General features: G+C 55.1%; 17 protein-coding genes and 1 tRNA gene. 6 read left to right on the forward strand and 12 right to left on the reverse strand.

The features are described from left to right. Nucleotides 1–2: 2 nt before the first annotated feature. Nucleotides 3–1478, reverse strand: a complete 1476-nt coding sequence (gene rmuC, locus JJO78_RS05085) for a DNA recombination protein RmuC (RefSeq protein WP_228210907.1) — start codon at nucleotides 1476–1478, stop codon at nucleotides 3–5. 367 nt (nucleotides 1479–1845) lie between these two features. On the opposite strand from rmuC, the gene JJO78_RS05090 reads away from it, so the two are divergent. From JJO78_RS05090 to JJO78_RS05105, 4 genes are all read left to right on the forward strand, one after another. Then, entirely contained in the window at nucleotides 1846–2232 is a 387-nt protein-coding gene (locus tag JJO78_RS05090; protein WP_036206881.1) for a hypothetical protein, read from the forward strand. A 154-nt stretch (nucleotides 2233–2386) separates the two neighbouring features. Beyond that, the gene (locus JJO78_RS05095) at nucleotides 2387–3184 is read left to right on the forward strand and encodes an ATP-dependent zinc protease family protein (RefSeq protein ID WP_126810392.1); all 798 of its coding nucleotides are present in this window, start codon (nucleotides 2387–2389) and stop codon (nucleotides 3182–3184) included. Then, on the forward strand, nucleotides 3181–4698 hold the full coding sequence (locus tag JJO78_RS05100) for an inactive transglutaminase family protein (protein ID WP_091644480.1): 1518 nt from the start codon (nucleotides 3181–3183) through the stop codon (nucleotides 4696–4698). The genes JJO78_RS05095 and JJO78_RS05100 overlap by 4 nt, the downstream gene beginning before the upstream one ends. Next, the gene (locus JJO78_RS05105; protein ID WP_036206034.1) at nucleotides 4698–5648 is read left to right on the forward strand and encodes an alpha-L-glutamate ligase-like protein; all 951 of its coding nucleotides are present in this window, start codon (nucleotides 4698–4700) and stop codon (nucleotides 5646–5648) included. Before JJO78_RS05100 ends, JJO78_RS05105 begins: the two co-directional genes overlap by 1 nt. A gap of 63 nt (nucleotides 5649–5711) precedes the next feature. Here JJO78_RS05105 and JJO78_RS05110 read toward each other — a convergent pair whose 3' ends face one another. Beyond that, nucleotides 5712–7301, reverse strand: a complete 1590-nt coding sequence (locus tag JJO78_RS05110; RefSeq protein ID WP_075195576.1) for a BCCT family transporter — start codon at nucleotides 7299–7301, stop codon at nucleotides 5712–5714. A 248-nt stretch (nucleotides 7302–7549) separates the two neighbouring features. On the opposite strand from JJO78_RS05110, the gene JJO78_RS05115 reads away from it, so the two are divergent. Together JJO78_RS05115 and JJO78_RS05120 are read left to right on the forward strand one after the other, a co-directional pair. Then, complete coding sequence (locus JJO78_RS05115) at nucleotides 7550–9196, forward strand: FMN-binding glutamate synthase family protein (protein ID WP_127400829.1); 1647 nt, start codon at nucleotides 7550–7552, stop codon at nucleotides 9194–9196. 116 nt (nucleotides 9197–9312) lie between these two features. Continuing rightward, nucleotides 9313–9389, forward strand: a tRNA-Pro gene (locus tag JJO78_RS05120). A 60-nt stretch (nucleotides 9390–9449) separates the two neighbouring features. Here the strand turns inward: JJO78_RS05120 and JJO78_RS05125 are convergent. From JJO78_RS05125 to JJO78_RS05170, 10 genes are all read right to left on the reverse strand, one after another. Continuing rightward, the gene (locus tag JJO78_RS05125; RefSeq protein WP_075195578.1) at nucleotides 9450–9821 is read right to left on the reverse strand and encodes a VOC family protein; all 372 of its coding nucleotides are present in this window, start codon (nucleotides 9819–9821) and stop codon (nucleotides 9450–9452) included. A 116-nt stretch (nucleotides 9822–9937) separates the two neighbouring features. After that, entirely contained in the window at nucleotides 9938–10303 is a 366-nt protein-coding gene (locus JJO78_RS05130) for a MerR family transcriptional regulator (RefSeq protein ID WP_036204624.1), read from the reverse strand. Continuing rightward, the gene (ihfA, locus tag JJO78_RS05135; protein WP_007151838.1) at nucleotides 10284–10586 is read right to left on the reverse strand and encodes an integration host factor subunit alpha; all 303 of its coding nucleotides are present in this window, start codon (nucleotides 10584–10586) and stop codon (nucleotides 10284–10286) included. The genes JJO78_RS05130 and ihfA overlap by 20 nt, the downstream gene beginning before the upstream one ends. Nucleotides 10587–10589: 3 nt before the next feature. Then, nucleotides 10590–12962 carry a phenylalanine--tRNA ligase subunit beta gene (gene pheT / locus JJO78_RS05140; RefSeq protein WP_036204618.1) on the reverse strand — a complete coding sequence of 791 codons (2373 nt, stop codon included), beginning with the start codon at nucleotides 12960–12962 and terminating at the stop codon, nucleotides 10590–10592. 59 nt (nucleotides 12963–13021) lie between these two features. After that, entirely contained in the window at nucleotides 13022–14020 is a 999-nt protein-coding gene (gene pheS, locus JJO78_RS05145; RefSeq protein WP_036204614.1) for a phenylalanine--tRNA ligase subunit alpha, read from the reverse strand. 139 nt (nucleotides 14021–14159) lie between these two features. Continuing rightward, the gene (rplT, locus tag JJO78_RS05150; protein ID WP_007151841.1) at nucleotides 14160–14513 is read right to left on the reverse strand and encodes a 50S ribosomal protein L20; all 354 of its coding nucleotides are present in this window, start codon (nucleotides 14511–14513) and stop codon (nucleotides 14160–14162) included. Nucleotides 14514–14563: 50 nt separating this feature from the next. Next, nucleotides 14564–14755, reverse strand: coding sequence for a 50S ribosomal protein L35 (rpmI, locus tag JJO78_RS05155; protein ID WP_007151842.1), 192 nt, complete (start codon nucleotides 14753–14755; stop codon nucleotides 14564–14566). 93 nt (nucleotides 14756–14848) lie between these two features. Beyond that, complete coding sequence (gene infC / locus JJO78_RS05160) at nucleotides 14849–15391, reverse strand: translation initiation factor IF-3 (protein ID WP_075195579.1); 543 nt, start codon at nucleotides 15389–15391, stop codon at nucleotides 14849–14851. After that, nucleotides 15388–17313 (reverse strand): threonine--tRNA ligase, encoded by a 1926-nt coding sequence (gene thrS / locus JJO78_RS05165; protein WP_075195580.1) that lies wholly within the window; start codon nucleotides 17311–17313, stop codon nucleotides 15388–15390. The genes infC and thrS overlap by 4 nt, the downstream gene beginning before the upstream one ends. 146 nt (nucleotides 17314–17459) lie before the next feature. Further along, nucleotides 17460–20057, reverse strand: coding sequence for a TRAP transporter permease (locus tag JJO78_RS05170; RefSeq protein WP_036204608.1), 2598 nt, complete (start codon nucleotides 20055–20057; stop codon nucleotides 17460–17462). Between the last annotated feature and the right edge of the window lie 47 nt (nucleotides 20058–20104).

Raw genomic sequence — 20104 nt, forward strand, 5'->3', positions numbered from 1 at the left:
GTTTACTCCTGCTGATTATCCCGGGCGGCGTCTTCGTCCACCGTGGGCCCGACCGGATCGCTGGTGTCATCCACACCATCGGCGTCCACTTCGGCTTGATCCAAAATCGCTTTCGGGAGTTCTTTTTTAACACGAACGCCCAACTCCACAAAGCGATTGGCTTGCGAGATAAGGTTGCCGCGACCACGGGTGAGCGTATTCATCGCCGAATCATAGGTTCCCTGCGCGGTGTGCAACTGGCTGCCCAGCTTTTCCATCGCTTCTACAAAAACCCGAAGCTTGTCGTACACCGCACTGGCACGGTCGGCAATCCTACGCGCATTCTGGCTTTGACGCTCGTATCGCCAGATATTTTCAATGGTTCGCAAGGTCGCAAGCAATGTCGTCGGTGTAACCACAATAATCTTTCGCTCGAATGCTTCTGCGAATAGGTTCTCGTCCTGCTGAAATGCAGCCACAAACGCCGGTTCAATGGGCATGAAAAGAAACACGAAATCCGGAGAGTGCAGGCCGTGAAGCTGGCTGTAATCTTTCTCGCTCAGGGCGCGAATATGATTACGCACCGCCTCAACGTGCTGGCGAAGAGCTTCTTCCCTGGCAGTCTCATCCTCTTCCGTTGCCCACTGCTGGTAGGCCAGCAGGGACACCTTCGAATCCACCACCAGGTTTCGGCTGTCCGGCAAATGAACGATGACATCGGGGCGCAGCAACTGGTTGTCATCATCTCGGTAGCTGCCCTGGGTTTCATACTCAATACCCTTGCGCAAACCGGAGCGCTCGAGGACGCGCTCCAGAATCAGCTCGCCCCAGTTGCCCTGGATTTTCTTGTCTCCTTTAAGCGCCTTCGTGAGGTTGGAAGCTTCTTCGGTGATCTGGCGGTTCAGTTCCTGCAGGGATTTGATCTCACTCCTTAATGCCTGTCGATCCCGAGTTTCGGTGGTATAGACATCCTCTACCCGTTTACGGAAATCCTGGAGTTGATCCCGGAATGGGTTCAGCAGGGTGTCGATGCTGGTGCGGGTCTGCTGGCTGAAGCGCTCGCTCTTCTGCTCGAAAATACGATTCGCAAGATTTTCGAACTCCTGTTTCAACGCATCACGATTTCGTTCCAGTAACTCCAGTTTCTCCGTGGTTGCACGGCGCTCCTTGTCCAGCGTTACTTCCTGCTCGCGCTGGGCAACCCTGGCGTCGCCAAGCTCGCGGGAGAGCTCATCGGCTCGCTGCTGCTGGGACTTCCTCTCGGTTTCGAGTTGTTCTATGCGATCCAGCCGCGCCTTACTTTCGGATTCCAGCCCGGCCACCCGATTTTCCAGCGTTGCCGCACGCTGTCGCCAGTGTTCGGTGTCCCGGCTCGCCTGCTCTGCCTCGGTTTTGCCGTTTTCGAGAGCAGCTTCAAGCTGATGGAGGCGCTGTTCGTCCATCGCCCGCGTGTACTCAAGCTCCCGGAGTGCGGATCTGGCACGGCCCCCCTTAACCATTGAAAACACCAGACAGCACAGCGCTAGCACCAACATAATCAGCAAAGTGACGGTTTCCGGCCTACGCCCCACTATATCGATGATTGCCTCGGGCACCCCGATCTCCTCTAAATGACTGACTCAAACATTACGATAGAACAACAGTTTACCGTATTCGTGGAACCTTTTTGTTCGGACTCACGTCAAAGGTTTGCCATTCACTGGTTCTAGTGGACCAATTGGCAAATTTCCCGACCCAAGGCATCCGGCTCTGGACTCGGAACGTAATATCATCTAAAACGGTGAATGTGGCCTGTTTGCCGACAGAATGGCTGGTTTGCTGCCGGGTGCCAAGGTCCAGGAGCAGTATAAGGGACAGGAATTCAACATGCTCAAAGAGCTATGGAGAAAATTGGGATCTGAATTCTCCCATTCCGGGTGTTCGGACGTGGAAGGCCGTGAATACCGTAGGCCTGGCGCTCAAGCCAGCCACGGTGGTTTTCGCATTCTTCCCCATATGACCCACACTGGGGAATTCCACCTGGAAAGACTGACTGGCATCCTGAAGGGGCGCTACGGCAGAACCTTTCAGAACAATGGGGACGAATCCATCCGCGATCTGATTCACTTCGCTTCCCGCATTCAGGATCAGGATGTCCAGAGAGAACTGCTGCTGTTTTACCTGAACTGCTCCCCTGTGGTGCAGGAATACCTTCGTTCCGAAGAAGTTCTTGCTCAAAACCACTTCCTTTCCCGGACATCCGGGAAAAAATAATACCCGCCGTTAATGATCTGTAAACCGACTCAACAGTTATGTTGTTGTATACTGCCGGCCTGTGATTACAAGTGGCTGTTCTAGCACACCCGAATTATCCTTGCAGCACTCTGTAATTAAAGTATCAAAGTCGTGGATTCAGGGGTTTCGGATCTTGTCTATACGTTCAGAGTTTGGAAAGTTGGCCGCGGCCGGCCTTGTGGTATCACTCATCACCGGCTGCACTGCGGATCGTTACTTTATGGTGCCGAAGCAGGATCTTGACGCGCTGAATACCTCCGTTATTAATCAGGGTGAACAGGTCGTTCGCCTTGAGAACCGGACGGATGAGAATTTCCAGGCGCTGACCCGGCTGAATGAGGAATCCACGAAAACCATCCTCGACGCCATCACCGAACAGGTCGAAAAACCCGCCTGCCCTCCCACCCCCAAACAGCAGGCCTGCACAGCGGGGCAGTCTGGTTCCAAAAGCGATGGAAGGGCCGACCGACTCAAGGGCAAGGTTGTTGTTGGAGAGTTGGAGAAATTCTACCTTGCTGGCCCCGGCCTGATTTACGATGCTCGCATTGACAGCGGGGCCGAAACCTCTTCATTGGATGCCCGAAACATCACGCGGTTTGAACGGGATGGGAACAACTGGGTAAGGTTTGACGTGCCGGTACCTGACTCCGAAGACATGGTAACGCTGGAACGGGAAATCTCACGCCGGGTCAGGATTATCCAGTCCAGCACCGATGAATCGGAACGCCGTGTGGTGGTGGAGTTGCAGTTCATGATTGGCAACCACCGGCAACAGGCTGAGTTTACACTGACCAACCGAGAGCACCTCTCACACACGGTGCTGGTTGGCCGCAACATTTTGAGGGACGTCATGTTGATTGATGTGGGCAAGGAGTTCGCCACCGAACTGCCCGACAAACTGCCAGCCGAAGAAAATGGGGACCAACCTTGAGTAGCCGCTCACGCATTCCGTTTTTTTTCGCCATCCTCCTTCTTATTGCGGCTGGAATTTCGATAGCCACTTGGCGGCACGTCGAGCTCGGCATTCCCTGGTTTACGGGGGAGCAAAAGCCGGTCTGGATGGTTGAGGCCCGAGTGGACTTCGATGGCACCGGAGAACCCGTACTCGCCAGCCTGAACATCCCCGATCAGCCACCCCAATTCCGCATTATTTCGGAGCAGGCTGCATCTCCCGGTTACGGTTTTTCCATCGTGGATGACTCCGGTGAACGCCGGGCTGAGTGGTCAAAGCGCAACGTTAGCGGCCCCCAGACGCTCTACTTCAAGGTTCAACTGATACCTGATGACAGAGCCCTGGGCAGCCAGCCCAAACGACCGCCCAAACCTGAACCGGTCTTCTGGGAAGAACCTCAGGCAACAGCCGTGGAAGAGTTGTTGCAACAGGCCGCTGAACGCTCCAGCACGCCTGAGAGCATGACCCGGGAACTGATTAAACTGCTCCAACCGGACCAGGGCGCCCAGAACACCACCCTGCTCGTGTCCGAAGCAAACTACATTGATCTGCTGACCCGGATGCTCAATCATGCAGGCATTCCCGCTCGAACGGCAGACGGCCTGGCCCTGGAAGATGCCAGGCGACGCCAGCAACTTCGTCCATTCCTGCAGATCTATGACGGTTCCCGATGGCTGACCTTCAACCCCCGCACAGCGGAACAGGGGCTTCCGGAACATGTCTTGCTGTGGCGACAGGCTGCAGCTTCCCTGCTGGATATTGTCGGCGGTGACAATTCAGACGTTAGCTTTTCCATGCTTCGGCAAACCATCCCGGCACTGCAATTGGCGCAGGCTCAGTCCAGCGAGAATGGCCTCGGCTTCCTGAGTCTTTACCAGCTCCCCATTGAAGAGCAAAGCATGTTCAGAATGCTTCTGCTGCTTCCCCTTGGGGCGCTCGTGGTGGCCTTTATGCGAATTGTCGTCGGCATACGAACGTCCGGCACGTTCATGCCGATACTGATCGCCGTGGCCTTTGTGCAGACGACACTGATTCCGGGGCTGATAGCCTTTATTTCCGTGGTGGCCATTGGCCTGCTCATGCGTGGCTACCTGTCGAGCCTTAACCTGCTGCTGGTCTCGCGAATATCCGCGCTGATCATTCTCGTGATCTTTATCACGGCCGGGCTGAGCATTGCGGGTTATCAAATGGGCTTCAACACGGGGATGACGGTTACCTTCTTCCCCATGGTGATTATCGCCTGGACGATAGAGCGCATGTCCATACTCTGGGAAGAGGAAGGCGCCCGGGAGGTGTTTGTTCAGGGAGCCGGTAGTTTGTTTGTGGCAGTCTGCGCATTTCTGATTATGAGCGCGCCCCTGGCGAGCCACCTGACGTTTAATTTCCCGGAACTTCATTTCGTGGTTTTGGGGCTGATCCTGCTGATGGGACAGTACACGGGCTACAAGCTCACAGAGCTCCGTCGTTTTTATCCGATGAAGGCGTATAACTGATGGGCTGGATTTCGCCCTTCAAGCTGAACCAACTGGGCATGCTGAACATGAACCGGCGCAATGTGGACTACATTGCGCGGTACAATAGCCGTTCTTCATACCCCTTGGTGGACAACAAACTCAAAACCAAGCTGGTGGTTGCCGAATACGATGTTCGCACCCCCAGGCTGCTGCAGGTGGTGCGTCAGCAACACGAAATCTCCCATTTCCGGGAAATGGCAGAGGACCTGGACGGCTTTGCCATCAAACCGGCCAAGGGTTCCGGAGGTAAAGGGATTACCGTGATTACCGGCCGGGACGATAACGATTACGTCAAGGCCTCGGGCTCGCGGGTATCCTCGAGCCACCTTGAGCGCCACCTGTCCAACATTCTTGCCGGGCTCTACTCGCTGGCCGGCACGCCCGACGTCGCCATTGTCGAGAACCTGGTGGAATCGATTCCATCACTCGCCAAGTATTCCTTCCAGGGTGTACCGGATATCCGCATCGTCGTTTTTCAGGGCTACCCCGTGATGGCAATGCTTCGGCTGGCTACAACCGCTTCAGATGGCAAGGCTAATCTACACCAGGGTGCCGTAGGTGTTGGACTCAATATCGCCAATGGCCACAGCCTGAATGCGGTACAGTTCAATCGACCGATCACCCTGCATCCCGATACAGGCCTCGCCCTGGAGAACCTGGTGATTGATGACTGGCAGGAAATGCTGGTAATGGCATCACGATGCTACGAGGCAACCGGGCTGGGATATATGGGTGTCGATCTGGTCGTGGACGCAAACGAAGGGCCTTTGCTGCTTGAGCTGAACGCCCGCCCCGGCCTGGCCATCCAGATGGCTAATGGTCGCGGTCTGTTGCCGCGCCTGAGGCAGATCGAAGCCCTCCGAAGGACGCACTTCACCCCGGAAGAAAGAGCCGCATTCGCCATGGATACCTTCACGTCCAAAACCTGACCTTCAAATAGCAGGCACAAAAAAACCGGGGCGAACCCCGGTTTTTTTACTTTCTCACACTTCTCAGAGCTTACCTTCGGCAATCAGCAGCTTGCGCTCATGGGTGAGGCCTTTCAGCAGCCCCCAGGTCATGACCAGCAATACTGCTGTAAACGGCAGTCCTGCCGTAATGGCAGCCGCCTGGATAGCGCCCAGTGCGTCTTCACCGCCACCGAAAATCAGTGCTGCGGCAATGGCACCTTCCATTACCACCCAGAACACACGCTGAGCTGTCGGCGCGTCGGTTTTACCACCCGCGGTAATGCTGTCGACGACCAACGAACCGGAATCAGAAGATGTCACGAAGAACACCAGCACCAGCACGATACCCACGAAGGATGAGATGGCAACGAACGGTAGGTTAGCGAACATCTGGAACATTGCCAGGGACACATCCGTCAAGCCATTCTCAGCCAGAGCACCAACACCGTCCTGGATCTGCTCCAGTGCGGAACCACCAAATGCGCTCATCCAGACCACGGTAATAACGGTTGGTACGATCAGCACCGCTGTCACGAACTCACGAACCGTACGACCCTTGGACACGCGGGCGATAAACATACCAACGAACGGTGACCAGGAAATCCACCAGGCCCAGTAGAAGACTGTCCAGCCGTGGAACCAGGCCTGGTCTTCGCGACCAAACGGATTGCTCAGTGTCAGGGCGTTACCAACGTAACTCGATGAGGTTACCCAGATGGTTTCAAAGATGGTCATGGTCGGACCGGCGAAGATGATGAAAAACAACAAAATACCGGCCAGCGACATGTTGAGGTTACTCAGAATCTTTACACCACCGTCGAGACCACGCAGCACCGAAATCAGGGCTACGGCCGTCACGCCGGTAATGATCGCCATCTGCACATTGATACCTGACGAAATCCCGAACAGGTAATCCAGGCCGGAAGCAGCCTGTTGCGCACCAAAACCAAGAGACGTGGCGAGACCAAAAATGGTTGCCACCACCGCCAGGATATCAATGATATGACCGGGCCAGCCCCAAACCCTATCACGGAGCAGTGGGAAGAACGCAGAGCGAATGGTCAGCGGCATGTTCTTGTTGTAGGCGAAAAACGCCAGAGACAGAGCCACAATCGCGTAGATTGCCCAGGGATGCAGACCCCAGTGATACATGGTCGCACCCATGGCCAACCGCGCGCCCTCGGCCGTATTGGCCTCAACGCCGAGCGGCGTTTCATACCAGCCTGTGTAGTAGGCGACTGGCTCGGCGACGGCCCAGAACATGAGACCGATACCCATACCTGCTGCAAAGAGCATGGCAAACCACGACATCGTCGAAAATTCTGGCTTGGCGTCCATCCCGCCGATGCGGATTTTGCCAACGGGCATGAATATAAGAGCAAGGGAGACAACGACAAAAATGTTGGCACTGATCAGGAAAAACCAGTCAAATTGTGCGATGGTCCACCATTTGGCGCCGTCGAGGAGCTCCTTCGCCTCTCCCGGGAAAATCAGCGTCCCGATTACAAACGCAACAACGATTATTGCCGTAATCGGAAAAACTGGCGCGTGTAGGTCCAGGCCAAACGGATTAATATTATCCTGGCCTGCGACGTAATCCGTTTGGTACTCGTCTTTTACAACGTCGCCCACGTTTTGAGCCTCCTGTTGGTGAAAATCTTTTCAATATTCGGATGCAAACGTTACAAGCTCGCCATCTTATTGCTTTGAGTTCAAAACATCAAAGAACGGACAACTTACGCCCTGAAAACAATCTTAGACCAATATTTCAGTGTTCGTACAAATTACTCCTTGATCCGTCTTGCCATACGGGAACGTATCTCCCGCACTTATACTGTTAATATTCTGCAAACATACTACACATCCACTCAGAGGAGTTTATGGCTAAAACCGAAACCTTCCCCTTCCGATATACGCTTTATGCGCTGAGCCTGACCGGCTTTATCGTTTCTCTACTGGCCAGTACCATCTGGGGGGGCTGGTTTTATGTCGTCCCCGTCCTGCTCGGGGGATTGGCGGCAACCGGCACATGGGATCTGCTTCAGCGTAAACGCACTGTTAGCCGAAATTACCCCATCCTCGCCCATTTTCGATATTTTCTTGAATCGATTGGCCCGGAAATACGCCAGTACTTCATCCAGTCCGACACCGACGAACGCCCCTTTTCACGTGAACAGCGCACCATCGTTTACCAGCGAGCCAAGAACGTACTCGACAAGCGCCCTTTCGGCTCACAGTTAGGTATGTATGACGAGGGTTTTGAGTGGATCAACCATTCCCTCCAGCCTTCTGCACTGAAAGACGCTGACTTCCGGATCGTGATTGGCAAACAGTGCGCCAAGCCCTATAACGCCAGCGTCTTCAACATCTCGGCGATGAGTTTTGGCTCGTTGTCGGCCAATGCCATCCTGAGCCTCAATGCTGGCGCAAAAATGGGGAACTTCTATCACGATACCGGCGAAGGCTCCATATCCCGCTATCACCGGGAACCGGGCGGAGATCTGGTCTGGGAAATTGGTTCCGGATACTTCGGATGTCGCAACGAAGACGGCACTTTCAACGAAGAGAGGTTCGCCCGCAATGCCACTCTCGACCAGGTAAAAATGATAGAGGTCAAACTATCCCAGGGTGCCAAACCTGGACATGGGGGCATTCTTCCCGGCGAGAAAGTGACACCGGAAATTGCCGAGGCCCGCGGCGTCGAAGCTGGCAAGGATGTCGTTTCCCCGGCAAGCCATTCAGCGTTCTCTACACCCAGGGAATTTCTCGAGTTTCTGGAGAAACTCCGTGAGCTATCGGGCGGCAAACCGGTGGGCTTCAAACTGGCTATAGGCCATCCCTGGGAGTGGTTCGCCATCGTCAAGGCCATGCTGGAGACAGGAAAAACACCCGATTTCATCGTTGTGGATGGCGGTGAAGGCGGCACCGGCGCGGCTCCTCTGGAGTTCATCAACCGTATTGGAACACCCATGACGGAGGCCCTGTTGCTGGTACACAACACACTCGTGGGCACCAACCTGCGCGAACACATTGCCATTGGCGCTGCGGGCAAGATCACCTCAGCATTCAACATAGCCCGGACCCTGGCCCTGGGGGCAGACTGGTGTAACGCGGCAAGGGGCTACATGTTCTCTCTCGGCTGCATACAGGCGCTCAGTTGCCATACAGGAAAATGCCCCAGCGGTGTTGCAACCCAAGACCCAAGGCGAAGCCAAAAGCTTGATGTTCAGGATAAGAGCCAGCGTGTTTACAACTATCACAAGAACACCCTGGAAGCCTTGATGAACCTGCTTGAGGCGTCAGGGCTCAAGCACCCCTCCGAACTTGGGCCGGAACACATCATCCGCCGCACCTCCAAGACGGAAACCCATTCCTATATGGACCTGTTTCCCTTTCTGGAGCCGGGTGCCCTTCTGGAAGGAGAGACCGGTGAAAGAGTGTTTGATACCTACTGGCCGAACGCTACCCCGGACAGCTTCGATCCGCCGGAGTTTATTCGTCAGCTTCGAGAAACCAAACTGCGATAGAAATGCCCGAAGAATTCGGCGATTGGATGTTTATTTTTATCCGAGGCTGGTGTAGACTTCGCTCCCGCTAAGCCACTGAGATATCTCTCAAGTTTCTCTCTGGCCACTGGCAATTTCGGGGCGTAGCGCAGCTTGGTAGCGCACTTGCATGGGGTGCAAGGGGTCGTAGGTTCAAATCCTACCGTCCCGACCAAATTCCCTACACAAAGCCCGGGCCGAAAGGCCCGGGCTTTGTTGTTTTCACAGACGACTGCTAGCCAAAGTGGAAGAAGGCCAGCTTGTTACCGTCCAGGTCTCTCACGTAGGCGCCATAGAACTGATCAGGGATCCGCTGGCCAGGCTCGCCGTCACAGCTCGCACCCAACTCCAACGCTCGCTTGTAGTGGGCATCTACCGCCTCCTTGGACCCTGGGTGAATGGCGACCATATTGCCATTGCCCGGCTGATTGGGTTCGCCATCGTAGGGAGTGCACACGGCCAGCATCGGCGCCTTCATACTCTCCCCAATAAACGCAATGCGGCCCATATCCAGAAGGACCCTAGCGCCGATATCTCCCAACAGTTCCGAGTAAAAGGCCTTGGCTCGGGACATATCACTGACGCCAATCGTTACGTATCCAATCATGCTGTTATTCTCCGGTGTGAGTGTCGGTCAACTATACGACCTATTTGTTCATTTCGGCGACTGCCACCAACAAAAAAGCCGAAGGCGAACCTTCGGCTTTCAGCTTCAAAAACGTCTCACTTCACCGGCGTATTGAGCACGTCGAGAACATCTTCCAGTTCGGTAATCATCTGCCGGATCAGCTGCTTGTACTGGGAGGTATCGTCTTTCACCTCGTGGCTGCTGAGCTTCTGCTTGGCCCCGCCAATGGTGTAGCCCTGATCATACAACAGGCTGCGGATCTGGCGGATGGTAATGACATCGGCACGCTGATAGTAGCGGCGGTTGCCACGGCGCTTGACCGGAGAAAGCTGAGGGAACTCTTGCTCCCAGTATCTGAGCACGTGCGCTTTTACAGCACAAAGTTCGGCAACTTCACCAATGGTGAAATAACGCTTCCCCGGTATCGTGGGTAATTCGTTGTTATGACTGGGTTCCAGCATACGCTTCTACTTTCTGTTTTAGTTTTTGTCCCGGGCGGAACGTAACAACACGCCGTGCACTGATCGGAATTTCCTCACCGGTCTTCGGGTTCCGTCCCGGCCGCTGTTTCTTGTCACGCAGATCAAAGTTACCAAATCCCGACAACTTCACCTGTTCGTTGTGGCTGAGAGCGCCTCTGATCTCGTCGAAAAAAGCTTCCACCATTTCCTTGGCTTCACGTTTGTTGAGACCCAACTCCTCGTACAACCGCTCTGCCATCTCCGCTTTCGTCAAAGCCGCCATCTGCTAACTCCTCAGTGTTGCCCCCAACTCTTCGCGCAGTGCGTCAATCACACCGTTGAAGAGCGAATGCACCTCTTCTTCATTTAGTGTGCGCTCGGGATGCTGCCAGAACAGGCTGAGAGCGAGGCTTCGGTTGCCTTCACCCAGGCTTTCACCTTCATAAACATCAAACGCACGCAAAGCCGTGAGGTGCTCCCCGGCGTGCTTTTTCGCTACACGCTCGACGTCTGCAAACCCCACGTCGCTTCCGATAATAATAGCCAAATCCCGCCGAACTTCTGGGAATTTTGAAATATCTTTGAAATTAGGCACATATCCAGAAACGACCGAATTCAAGAATAGCTCAAACATCAGAATCGTGCCATTAAGTTCCAGTTTTTTCTGCACTTGTGGGTGCAATGTGCCCAGCCAGCCTACATGTTCTCCGTCCCGCATCAACTCCGCCGTCTGGCCCGGGTGCAATGCGGGATGCTGACTGGCAAGGAACTGAACCTCGATACCAAGGAGCTGGAACAGACTCTCCAGCTCTCCTTTTACGTCAAAGAAATCGGCGTTTCTGCGACCGTTTGCCCAATTCTCTGGCAATTGCCCACCTGCGATCACCCCAGCGAGCATGGGCTGCTGATCAATCCGGTCGCCGTCTTTCACGAAACGGAGCCCGGTTTCGAACAGCCGAATTCGAGGTTGCTGACGGTTCTGATTGTAAGCCACGGTTTTCAGCAGTCCGCTCCAGAGGCTCGTGCGCATGACAGACAGATCCGACGAAATCGGGTTTGCCAGCGCAATGCCTTCCCGCTCTGGATCAATCAGGCCCTGAACCTTCGGGTCTACAAAGCTGTAGGTAATCGCTTCCTGGTATCCACACGTCACGAAATAGTTCTGGATAGCCGATACCGGGCGGACGGCCTCTTCCTGCGGGCGAAGGCCGAGTGATCCCGTGGGTTCCGTGACCGGCAGGTTGTTGTAACCGTATATCCGTCCAATTTCTTCGATCAGATCCTCTTCGATACTGATATCCGGGCGGAAACTCGGCACGTGTACCCGCCAGCCATCCTTCAGCAGCTTATCGATATGAAGGCCCAGACGGGTCAGAATTTCTTCCACCGTAGTGCGGTCGATCTCCAGCCCCAACACGTCGGCAACACGTGTCTCCCGAAGGTCCACCGTGCGGTCTTCAGGCAAGTCCTGCTTGCTGACAACCTCGACAATATCCCCAGGCTCGCCACCCACGATGGACATCAACAATGCCGTTGCACGCTCCATGGCATCGCGGGCAAGCTCGTAGTCCACGCCACGCTCGAACCTATGTGAAGCGTCCGTGTGAAGGCCATAGTGGCGCGCCTTACCCGCCAGAGTAATCGGATCAAAATAGGCAGCCTCAAGGATCAGGTCGCGGGTTCGCTCACTCACTCCGGAATGCTCGCCACCCATCACACCGGCAATCGCTATCGGCTTGGCGTGATCCGCGATAACCAGGGTATCCGGGGTCAGTTCCACTTCCTGTCCATCCAGCAATACCAACTTTTCACCCTGCATTGCCCGGCGCACAACAATGCCACCCTCTATTTCCTCACGGTCAAAGGCGTGTAGGGGCTGACCCAGTTCAAGCATCACATAGTTGGTAACATCCACCGCAGCGTCGATAGAGCGGATCCCGGAGCGGCGAAGCTTTTCCTGCATCCACAGTGGGGATTCAATGCTAAGGTCCACGTTGCGCAGGATTCTCCCCAGATACCGGGGGCAGCCTTCGGGGTCTTTCACGGCGATGTCAGGCACCTCTGAGTGCACTGCTTCCACGGGGAGAATTTCCGGCCCCTCAACCACAAGGCTGTTCAGTACCCCGACTTCCCGGGCGATCCCTTTGATCGACAGGCAATCACTGCGATTCGGCGTCAGATCCACATCGATGGTGACGTCGTTCAACTTGAGAAACTCACTCAGCTCCTGGCCTACCGGCGCATCGTCCGGCAACTCCATCAGGCCGTCATGGCTGTCCGAAAGGCCAAGCTCTGACTCTGAGCACAGCATTCCTTCCGAAGGTTGCCCACGCAGCTTGGCCTTCTTGATCTTGAAGTCGCCCGGCAACACCGCTCCGACGACGGCAAACGGCACCTTCAGGCCGTCGCGCACGTTGGGCGCACCGCAAACCACCTGTACCGTTTGAGCACCATCACTGACCTGACAAACCCGAAGCTTATCCGCATCGGGATGAGGCGATACCGACACAACCTCACCCACAACAATGCCACTGAACTTGCCGGCTACCGGCTCAAATCCGTCAACTTCCAGACCCGCCATGGTGATCTGATCCATCAATGCCTGGGTATCATTCGCCGGATTGACCCATTCGCGTAGCCACTGTTCACTGAATTTCATGGTATCTGCCTTGTCCTGATGCGGTGTTGCCTGTTAGTTCGTTTACCTTGATGGCGTGTTCAACGGAACTGCCGCAGAAAGCGGAGGTCGTTCTCAAAGAACATGCGCAGGTCATTCACGCCATAGCGAAGCATGGCAAGGCGCTCTACGCCCAGACCAAACGCAAAGCCACGATATTCCTCGGCATCGATACCGCAATGCTCGAATACTTTGGGGTGAACCATGCCGCAGCCCATCACTTCCAGCCATTTGATGCTGCCATCCTCTTCGCGCCCCCATTCGATATCCACCTCGGCGGACGGCTCCGTGAACGGGAAATAGGACGGGCGGAATCGCACTTCCAGGTCGCGCTCGAAGAATACCCGCAGGAATTCCTCAACGGTGCTCTTCAAGTCCGCAAAGCTCACGTCTTTCTCGACCAACAACCCTTCCACCTGGTGAAACATGGGAGTGTGGGTCATATCCGAGTCGCAGCGGTAGACGCGGCCGGGGCAAATCATCCGAAAAGGTGGCTTGCCATCTTCCATGGTGCGAATCTGAACCGGTGAGGTGTGGGTTCGCAGCAATGTGCCGGGATTGAAGTAAAACGTGTCATGCATGGCACGGGCCGGATGGTGGCCGGGAATGTTGAGAGCTTCGAAGTTGTGATAGTCGTCTTCGATTTCCGGCCCCTGCTCCACGGTATAGCCCGCGCGGGAGAAAAATTGCTCAATACGCTGAAGGGTGCGGGTAACCGGATGCAAACCACCCAGATCCTGGCCTCGCCCGGGAAGCGTCACATCAATGGATTCACTGGCGAGTTTTTGCTCGATGGCGGCGCGCTCAAGGTCTGTACGGCGGGCGTTGATAGCCTGCTCCACCTGCCCCTTGGCGTCGTTGATCTTCTGGCCGGCGGCGGGACGTTCTTCCGCAGACAGCTTACCCAGTGTCTTCGCCTGCTGGGTGATCACACCCTTCTTGCCAAGGTATTCAACACGAATCTGATCCAGTGCCTGCAAACTGTCGGCACTTTCAACCGCCGCCAGGCCGTCCTGAACGAGTTGATCCAGGTTTTCCATTGACCCTGCTCCAATCCAGAAATGGAATCACTCTAAACAAAAATAGGGGAAGAGCGCGCCCTTCCCCTATCAGAAGGCGTCTTCATGAACCCATGGAGACGCCTGAATCGATCGGTTAACCGATGAAAGAGCTAAGCGATCACAGAGACGCTTTGGCCTTCTCAACAACAGCGGTAAACGCCTGCTGCTCGTTCATGGCCAGGTCGGCCAGAACTTTACGGTCGATCTCAACATTGGCCTTCTTCAGGCCAGCAATCAGACGGCTGTAAGACAGGCCGTTGGCACGGGCGCCAGCATTGATACGGGCAATCCACAGTGCGCGGAACGAGCGCTTACGGTTACGACGGTCACGGTAAGCGTACTGACCGGCCTTGATAACCGCCTGTTTGGCTACGCGGAAGACGCGGCTACGCGCTCCGTAATAACCCTTGGCCTGACTGAGAATCTTTTTATGACGACGGCGTGCAACCACACCACGTTTTACGCGAGGCATACGTTAATCCTTCTACCTTTAAACCTAAAAAGAAATGGCTAGCGGCTGAATCAGCACGCCGTCATACGTTTGATTGAAGCCACATCGGACTTGGCAATCAACTTGGTACCACGGAGCTGACGCTTACGCTTCGGGCTCTTCTTGGTCAAGATATGACTGGTGAAGGACTGCTTATGCTTAAAGCCAGTAGCGGTCTTCTTGAACCGCTTGGTGGCCCCGCTTTTGGTTTTCATCTTGGGCATTTTTAAAACTCCGCATTCTGTTTTTAAGTGATATCAATGTGCCCCTGAACGACAAATCCCCCGCGACCGCGGGGGATCAGCACCGGATCAGGTTCACTTCTTTTTACGGGGGGCCACTACCATGGTCATCTGGCGGCCTTCCATTTTCGGCCGCTGTTCTACCTGGGCAAGCTCTTCAATATCCACTTCGATCCTGTTCATGAGCTTCATACCAATTTCCTGGTGTGCCATCTCACGCCCACGGAAGCGGATAGTGATTTTGCCGCGGTCCCCGTTTTCAAGGAAACGTACCAGGTTGCGTAGTTTGACCTGATAATCCCCTTCTTCAGTTCCTGGCCGGAACTTAAGCTCTTTGACCTGCGTCTGCTTCTGCTTTTTCTTGGCAGCCGCTTTGGCCTTCTTCTCATCGAAGATTTTCTTGCCGTAGTCCATTATCTTACAGACGATCGGATCGGAATCCGTAACCTGAACCAGGTCAAGAGACGCTTCTTCAGCCTGCTTGAGTGCATCTTCAATCGGTACGACACCGACCTGATTGCCTTCGGCATCGATCAGACGGACTTCAGTTGCGTCAATGTTCTCGTTGATCGGCGCTTTTGGAGTGCGCCCCCGATTCGCTCGCTGTTTAATAATCAGATCTCCGTTTTGGTTCTGCCTTTGCGATTGATTTCGTCAGCCATCAGCTGCTCAAACGCTTCCAGCGATAAAGTTCCCAGATCCTCACCCTTGCGGGTTCTCACCGCAACGGCGTTGTTTTCAACTTCTTTGTCGCCGATAACAACAAGGAAGGGAACTTTGTTAATAGTATGCTCGCGGATTTTAAAGCCGATCTTCTCGTTTCTCAAGTCAGCATTAACCCTATAGCCAAGGGAATCCCACTTTTTCGCAAGATTCTGGCAATAATCCCGCTGATTGTCGGTAATATTCAGCACCGCGATCTGCGTTGGCGCAAGCCATGTCGGGAAAGCGCCCTCGTATTCCTCGATGAGGATACCAATAAAGCGCTCGAACGAACCAAGAACCGCCCTGTGCAACATCACCGGCGTCTTGCGCTCGGAGTTATCTGCCACATATTGGGCACCCAGCCGTCCCGGCATGGAAAAATCGACCTGAATGGTACCACATTGCCACACCCGTCCGATGCAGTCTTTCAGCGAAAACTCGATTTTCGGGCCATAAAAGGCGCCCTCACCCGGCAAAAGCTCCCAATCAACGCCTTCCCGGTTCAATGCTTCTTCCAGCGCGGCTTCCGCTTTGTCCCAGACTTCGTCCGAGCCAACCCGCTTTTCAGGACGGGTTGAGAGCTTGTAAAGAATCTCCGTAAACCCGAAATCCGCATAAATCTCGTGGAGCATGCCGATAAAGTCAGACACTTCCTGCTGAATGGCATCCTCTTCGCAGAATATGTGGGCATCGTCCTGGGTAAATCCGCGAACCCGCATCAAACCATGCAAGGCACCAGACGCCTCGTTACGGTGACAGGAACCGAACTCGGCCAGACGCAGAGGCAGGTCCTTGTAGCTTTTCAGGCCCTGGTTGAAAACCTGCACATGGCAAGGACAGTTCATCGGCTTGATGGCGTAATCGTGCTTCTCGGACTCCGTGGTAAACATGTCGTCCTTGAACTTGTCCCAGTGCCCTGACTTTTCCCAAAGCGCCCTGGAAACCACCTGCGGCGTCTTGATCTCCTGGTAACCATGCTCATGCTGCTTGCGGCGCATGTACTGCTCGATCTCCTGATACAGGGACCAGCCATCCGGATGCCAGAACACCATGCCCGGGGCCTCTTCCTGCATGTGGAACAGGCTCAATTTCTTGCCGATCTTGCGGTGGTCGCGCTTCTCGGCCTCTTCCAGGCGATGCAGATAGGCCTTCAGGTCTTTCTTGTTGCCCCAGGCAGTGCCATACACCCTCTGCAACTGCTCGTTGCTGGTATCACCGCGCCAGTAGGCGCCGGCAACCTTGGTCAGCTTGAAGGCCTTGAGCTTGCCGGTGTTGGGCACGTGAGGGCCACGACACAGATCGATAAAGTCACCCTGGCGGTAGAAGGACAGATCTTCCTCACCGGGAATATCCTCAATGATTCGAACCTTGTATTCCTCGCCCATCTCATCAAACAGACGGACAGCTTCGTCACGGGACATGACCGATCGGGACACCGGAATATCCTGCTTGGCCAGCTCTTCCATGCGCTTTTCGATCCGGCTCAGATCTTCATTGGTGAACGGCCGATCGAATTTGAAATCGTAATAGAACCCGTTGTCCACAACCGGACCAATAGTCACCTGAGCGGAAGGAAACAGTTCCTTGACCGCCATGGCCAGGAGATGTGCGGTGGAGTGGCGGATAATGTCGACGCCGTCTTCATCACGCTCGGTGACAATGGCAAGCTCAGCGTCTTCTTCAATCGGGAAGCTGGTATCGACCAGTTGGCCATTTACACGGCCGGCAATGGCGGCCTTGGCAAGCCCGGCACCGATGTCTGCGGCAACATCGTGAACGGTAACAGATTCGGCAAAACTGCGGTGACTGCCATCCGGCAGGGTAACAACAGGCATAGTAGGCTCCTAGGGACTCAGAGGTGATCCGTACCAAAGACCACATGTTGACGGTTGGCCGCGATACAAACCGCGGACCGTTGCGCGCAGGAGTTTAACAGAAAAAAGCCCGGCAGGTTAATGCCGGGCTTTTAAGGGGAAAAGAGTCAGCCGTAGGCGCTGGCCTCTTCGGGTGTGCGTCGCCGCAATTGGCCGAACGCGACAAGACCAAGCAGTATAAGCGCGGGAATGAACATAAGTTCCTTCGGCGGGCGCTCATTCTCAACCTGCACGGCATCAATGGTCCAGCCGAAGCTGACGCCGGCGTTCTCTGCCTGGCTACCATAGCCAACGAAATCCACCACCATCGTGTCGTCCTGACGCGACAGCTCAAGGCCAGCGCTCGCCAGTCTCGCCTCCGGGGATTCCGCTGCGGGTAGCTCCAGACTGAGATAAGTGGAAACCTCGTCACCACTCAGGGACATGCCCGATGCCTGCACTACCAGGGACTCGCCTGCGGGCACATTTTCAATATGCTCAATCACTTCGGTACCCGGCCTGTCCTGCGTTGCCGGGTAGACCATGTCCCACCAATAACCTGGACGGAACAGGGTAAACGTGATCAGCAGCAGCAGAGCCGACTCCCACTTGTAGCTCTTGGTAAACCAGTAACCCTGAGTGGCCGCCGAGAAGACCAGCATGGCCGTCACCGCACTGGCAACCGTCACCAGCAAATCCACCCAACCCGTCAGGCCAATCAACAACAACTGGGTGTTGAAGATGAACATGAAGGGCAGAATCGCTGTCCGAATATCGTACGTGAAGCCCTGCACACCCGTTCGTATCGGGTCCGCCCCTGATATAGCCGCCGCCGCGTAGGCGGCCAGCCCCACGGGCGGCGTATCATCCGCCAGTATGCCGAAATAGAACACGAACAGGTGGACAGCAATCAAAGGCACCAACAAGCCGTTCTGGGCACCCAGTGTCACGATAACCGGGGCCATCAGGGTGGAAACCACGATGTAGTTGGCGGTCGTAGGAAGCCCCATACCCAGAATCAGACTGATAATCGCTGTGAAAACCAGCATCAGCAACAGGTTGCCGCCGGAGATGAACTCCACAAACTGGGTCATCACCAGGCCAATGCCTGTCAGCGTCACCGTGCCCACCACAATGCCGGCGGTGGCAGTCGCCACACCGATACCAACCATATTCCTCGCGCCAGTTACCAGCGAGAGGGTGAGGTCAACGAGGCCGGTTTTTGTTTCCGCAAGGAAGTGACCTTTTTTGCGGAAAAACGCTTTCAGTGGCTGCTGAGTGATCACGATGAAAATCATAAACACCGTGGCCCAGAATGCTGATAGCTGGGGCGAAAACCGCTCAACAGTCAGGCACCAGACCAGGACCACCACTGGCAACAGGAAGTACAGGCCGGTCTTAACCGTTGGCCCCACGTCAGGCAGTGTATCCATTGAGGATTCAGGATCGTCCTGAGCCAGTTCCGGAAAGCGGGTGGAGTACCAGACCAGCCCGATGTAAATGAACAGCAGAAGCGGCCCGAGAACCCACACAGCGGCTTCGCCCAGAACCACCTTCAACCATCCAATGCCGTAATACACGATGAACGTGAGAGCACTCAGGCCAATCAGGATCACAACCCAGTTCAGCATACGCTGCGCGAGAGTCGGGCGATTCGGACGTTCAATACCCTTCATCTTGAGCTTACAGGCCTCAAGGTGAACGATGTAAATCAACGCCACGTAGGAGATCAGCGCTGGCAGGATGGCGTGTTTGATCACTTCCAGGTAGGAAATGCCCACGTACTCAACCATCAGGAAGGCTGCCGCGCCCATAATGGGAGGCGTCAACTGACCGTTAGTGGATGCAGCTACCTCAACAGCACCCGCCTTGGTAGCGGGGAAACCAACCCGCTTCATCAGGGGGATGGTAAAGGTGCCGGTTGTCACCACGTTGGCGATGGACGAACCTGAAATCACACCGCTCAGACCACTGGATACCACCGCGGCCTTGGCGGGACCGCCGCGCATGTGCCCGAGCATGGCGTAGGCAACCTGGATAAAGTAGTTGCCCGCCCCTGCCCGTTCCAGCAGCGCACCGAATAACACAAACAGGAAGACAAAACTGGTGGACACGCCAAGGGCGACACCAAACACGCCTTCCGTACCCAGCCACATATGGGAAGACAGCTTGCTCAGACTGGCCCCCTTGTGGGAAATCACATCCGGCATATAGGGGCCGGCCAGCGCGTAAATAAGGAACACACCAGCAACGATGGTCAGCGGCAGCCCCAGTGCGCGGCGAGTTGCTTCCAGAAGCAGTACCAGACCACCAAGTGCAATGATCAGGTCCTGGGTAATCGGCGAGCCCGGACGCGTCGCAAGCTGGTCATAAAACAGGTACAGATAAGAGGCTGCAAAAGCGGCAGCCAGGGCAAGAATCCAGTCGTAAACCGGTACGTGGTCAACATTCCTGCCACGAATCATGGGATAAGCCGCAAACGCGAGGAACGCTGCAAAGGCGAGATGAATGGATCTTGCTTCCGTCGAGTTAAAAACACCGAACTCAACAATGTAGGGGAGCGGTGACGCTATCCATAGCTGAAAGAGGGACCAGAGCAGAGGGACAACAAAGAGAATCTTTGCAGCCGTACCGGTCGCAGCCCTTCCACCGGTCTCGGTTTGGAGAACCTCTGCAACCTTCTTGCTGTCGATGGTATCCCCGGCTCTCGGTTCGCTATTGGTCATAGCTGGGTCCTGTAAGAATATAGCGGGTCGGAGATCAGAACACCGCG

The sequence above is a fragment of the Marinobacter sp. DS40M6 genome, assembly GCF_028581595.1.
GTDB classification, from domain to species: domain Bacteria; phylum Pseudomonadota; class Gammaproteobacteria; order Pseudomonadales; family Oleiphilaceae; genus Marinobacter; species Marinobacter salarius.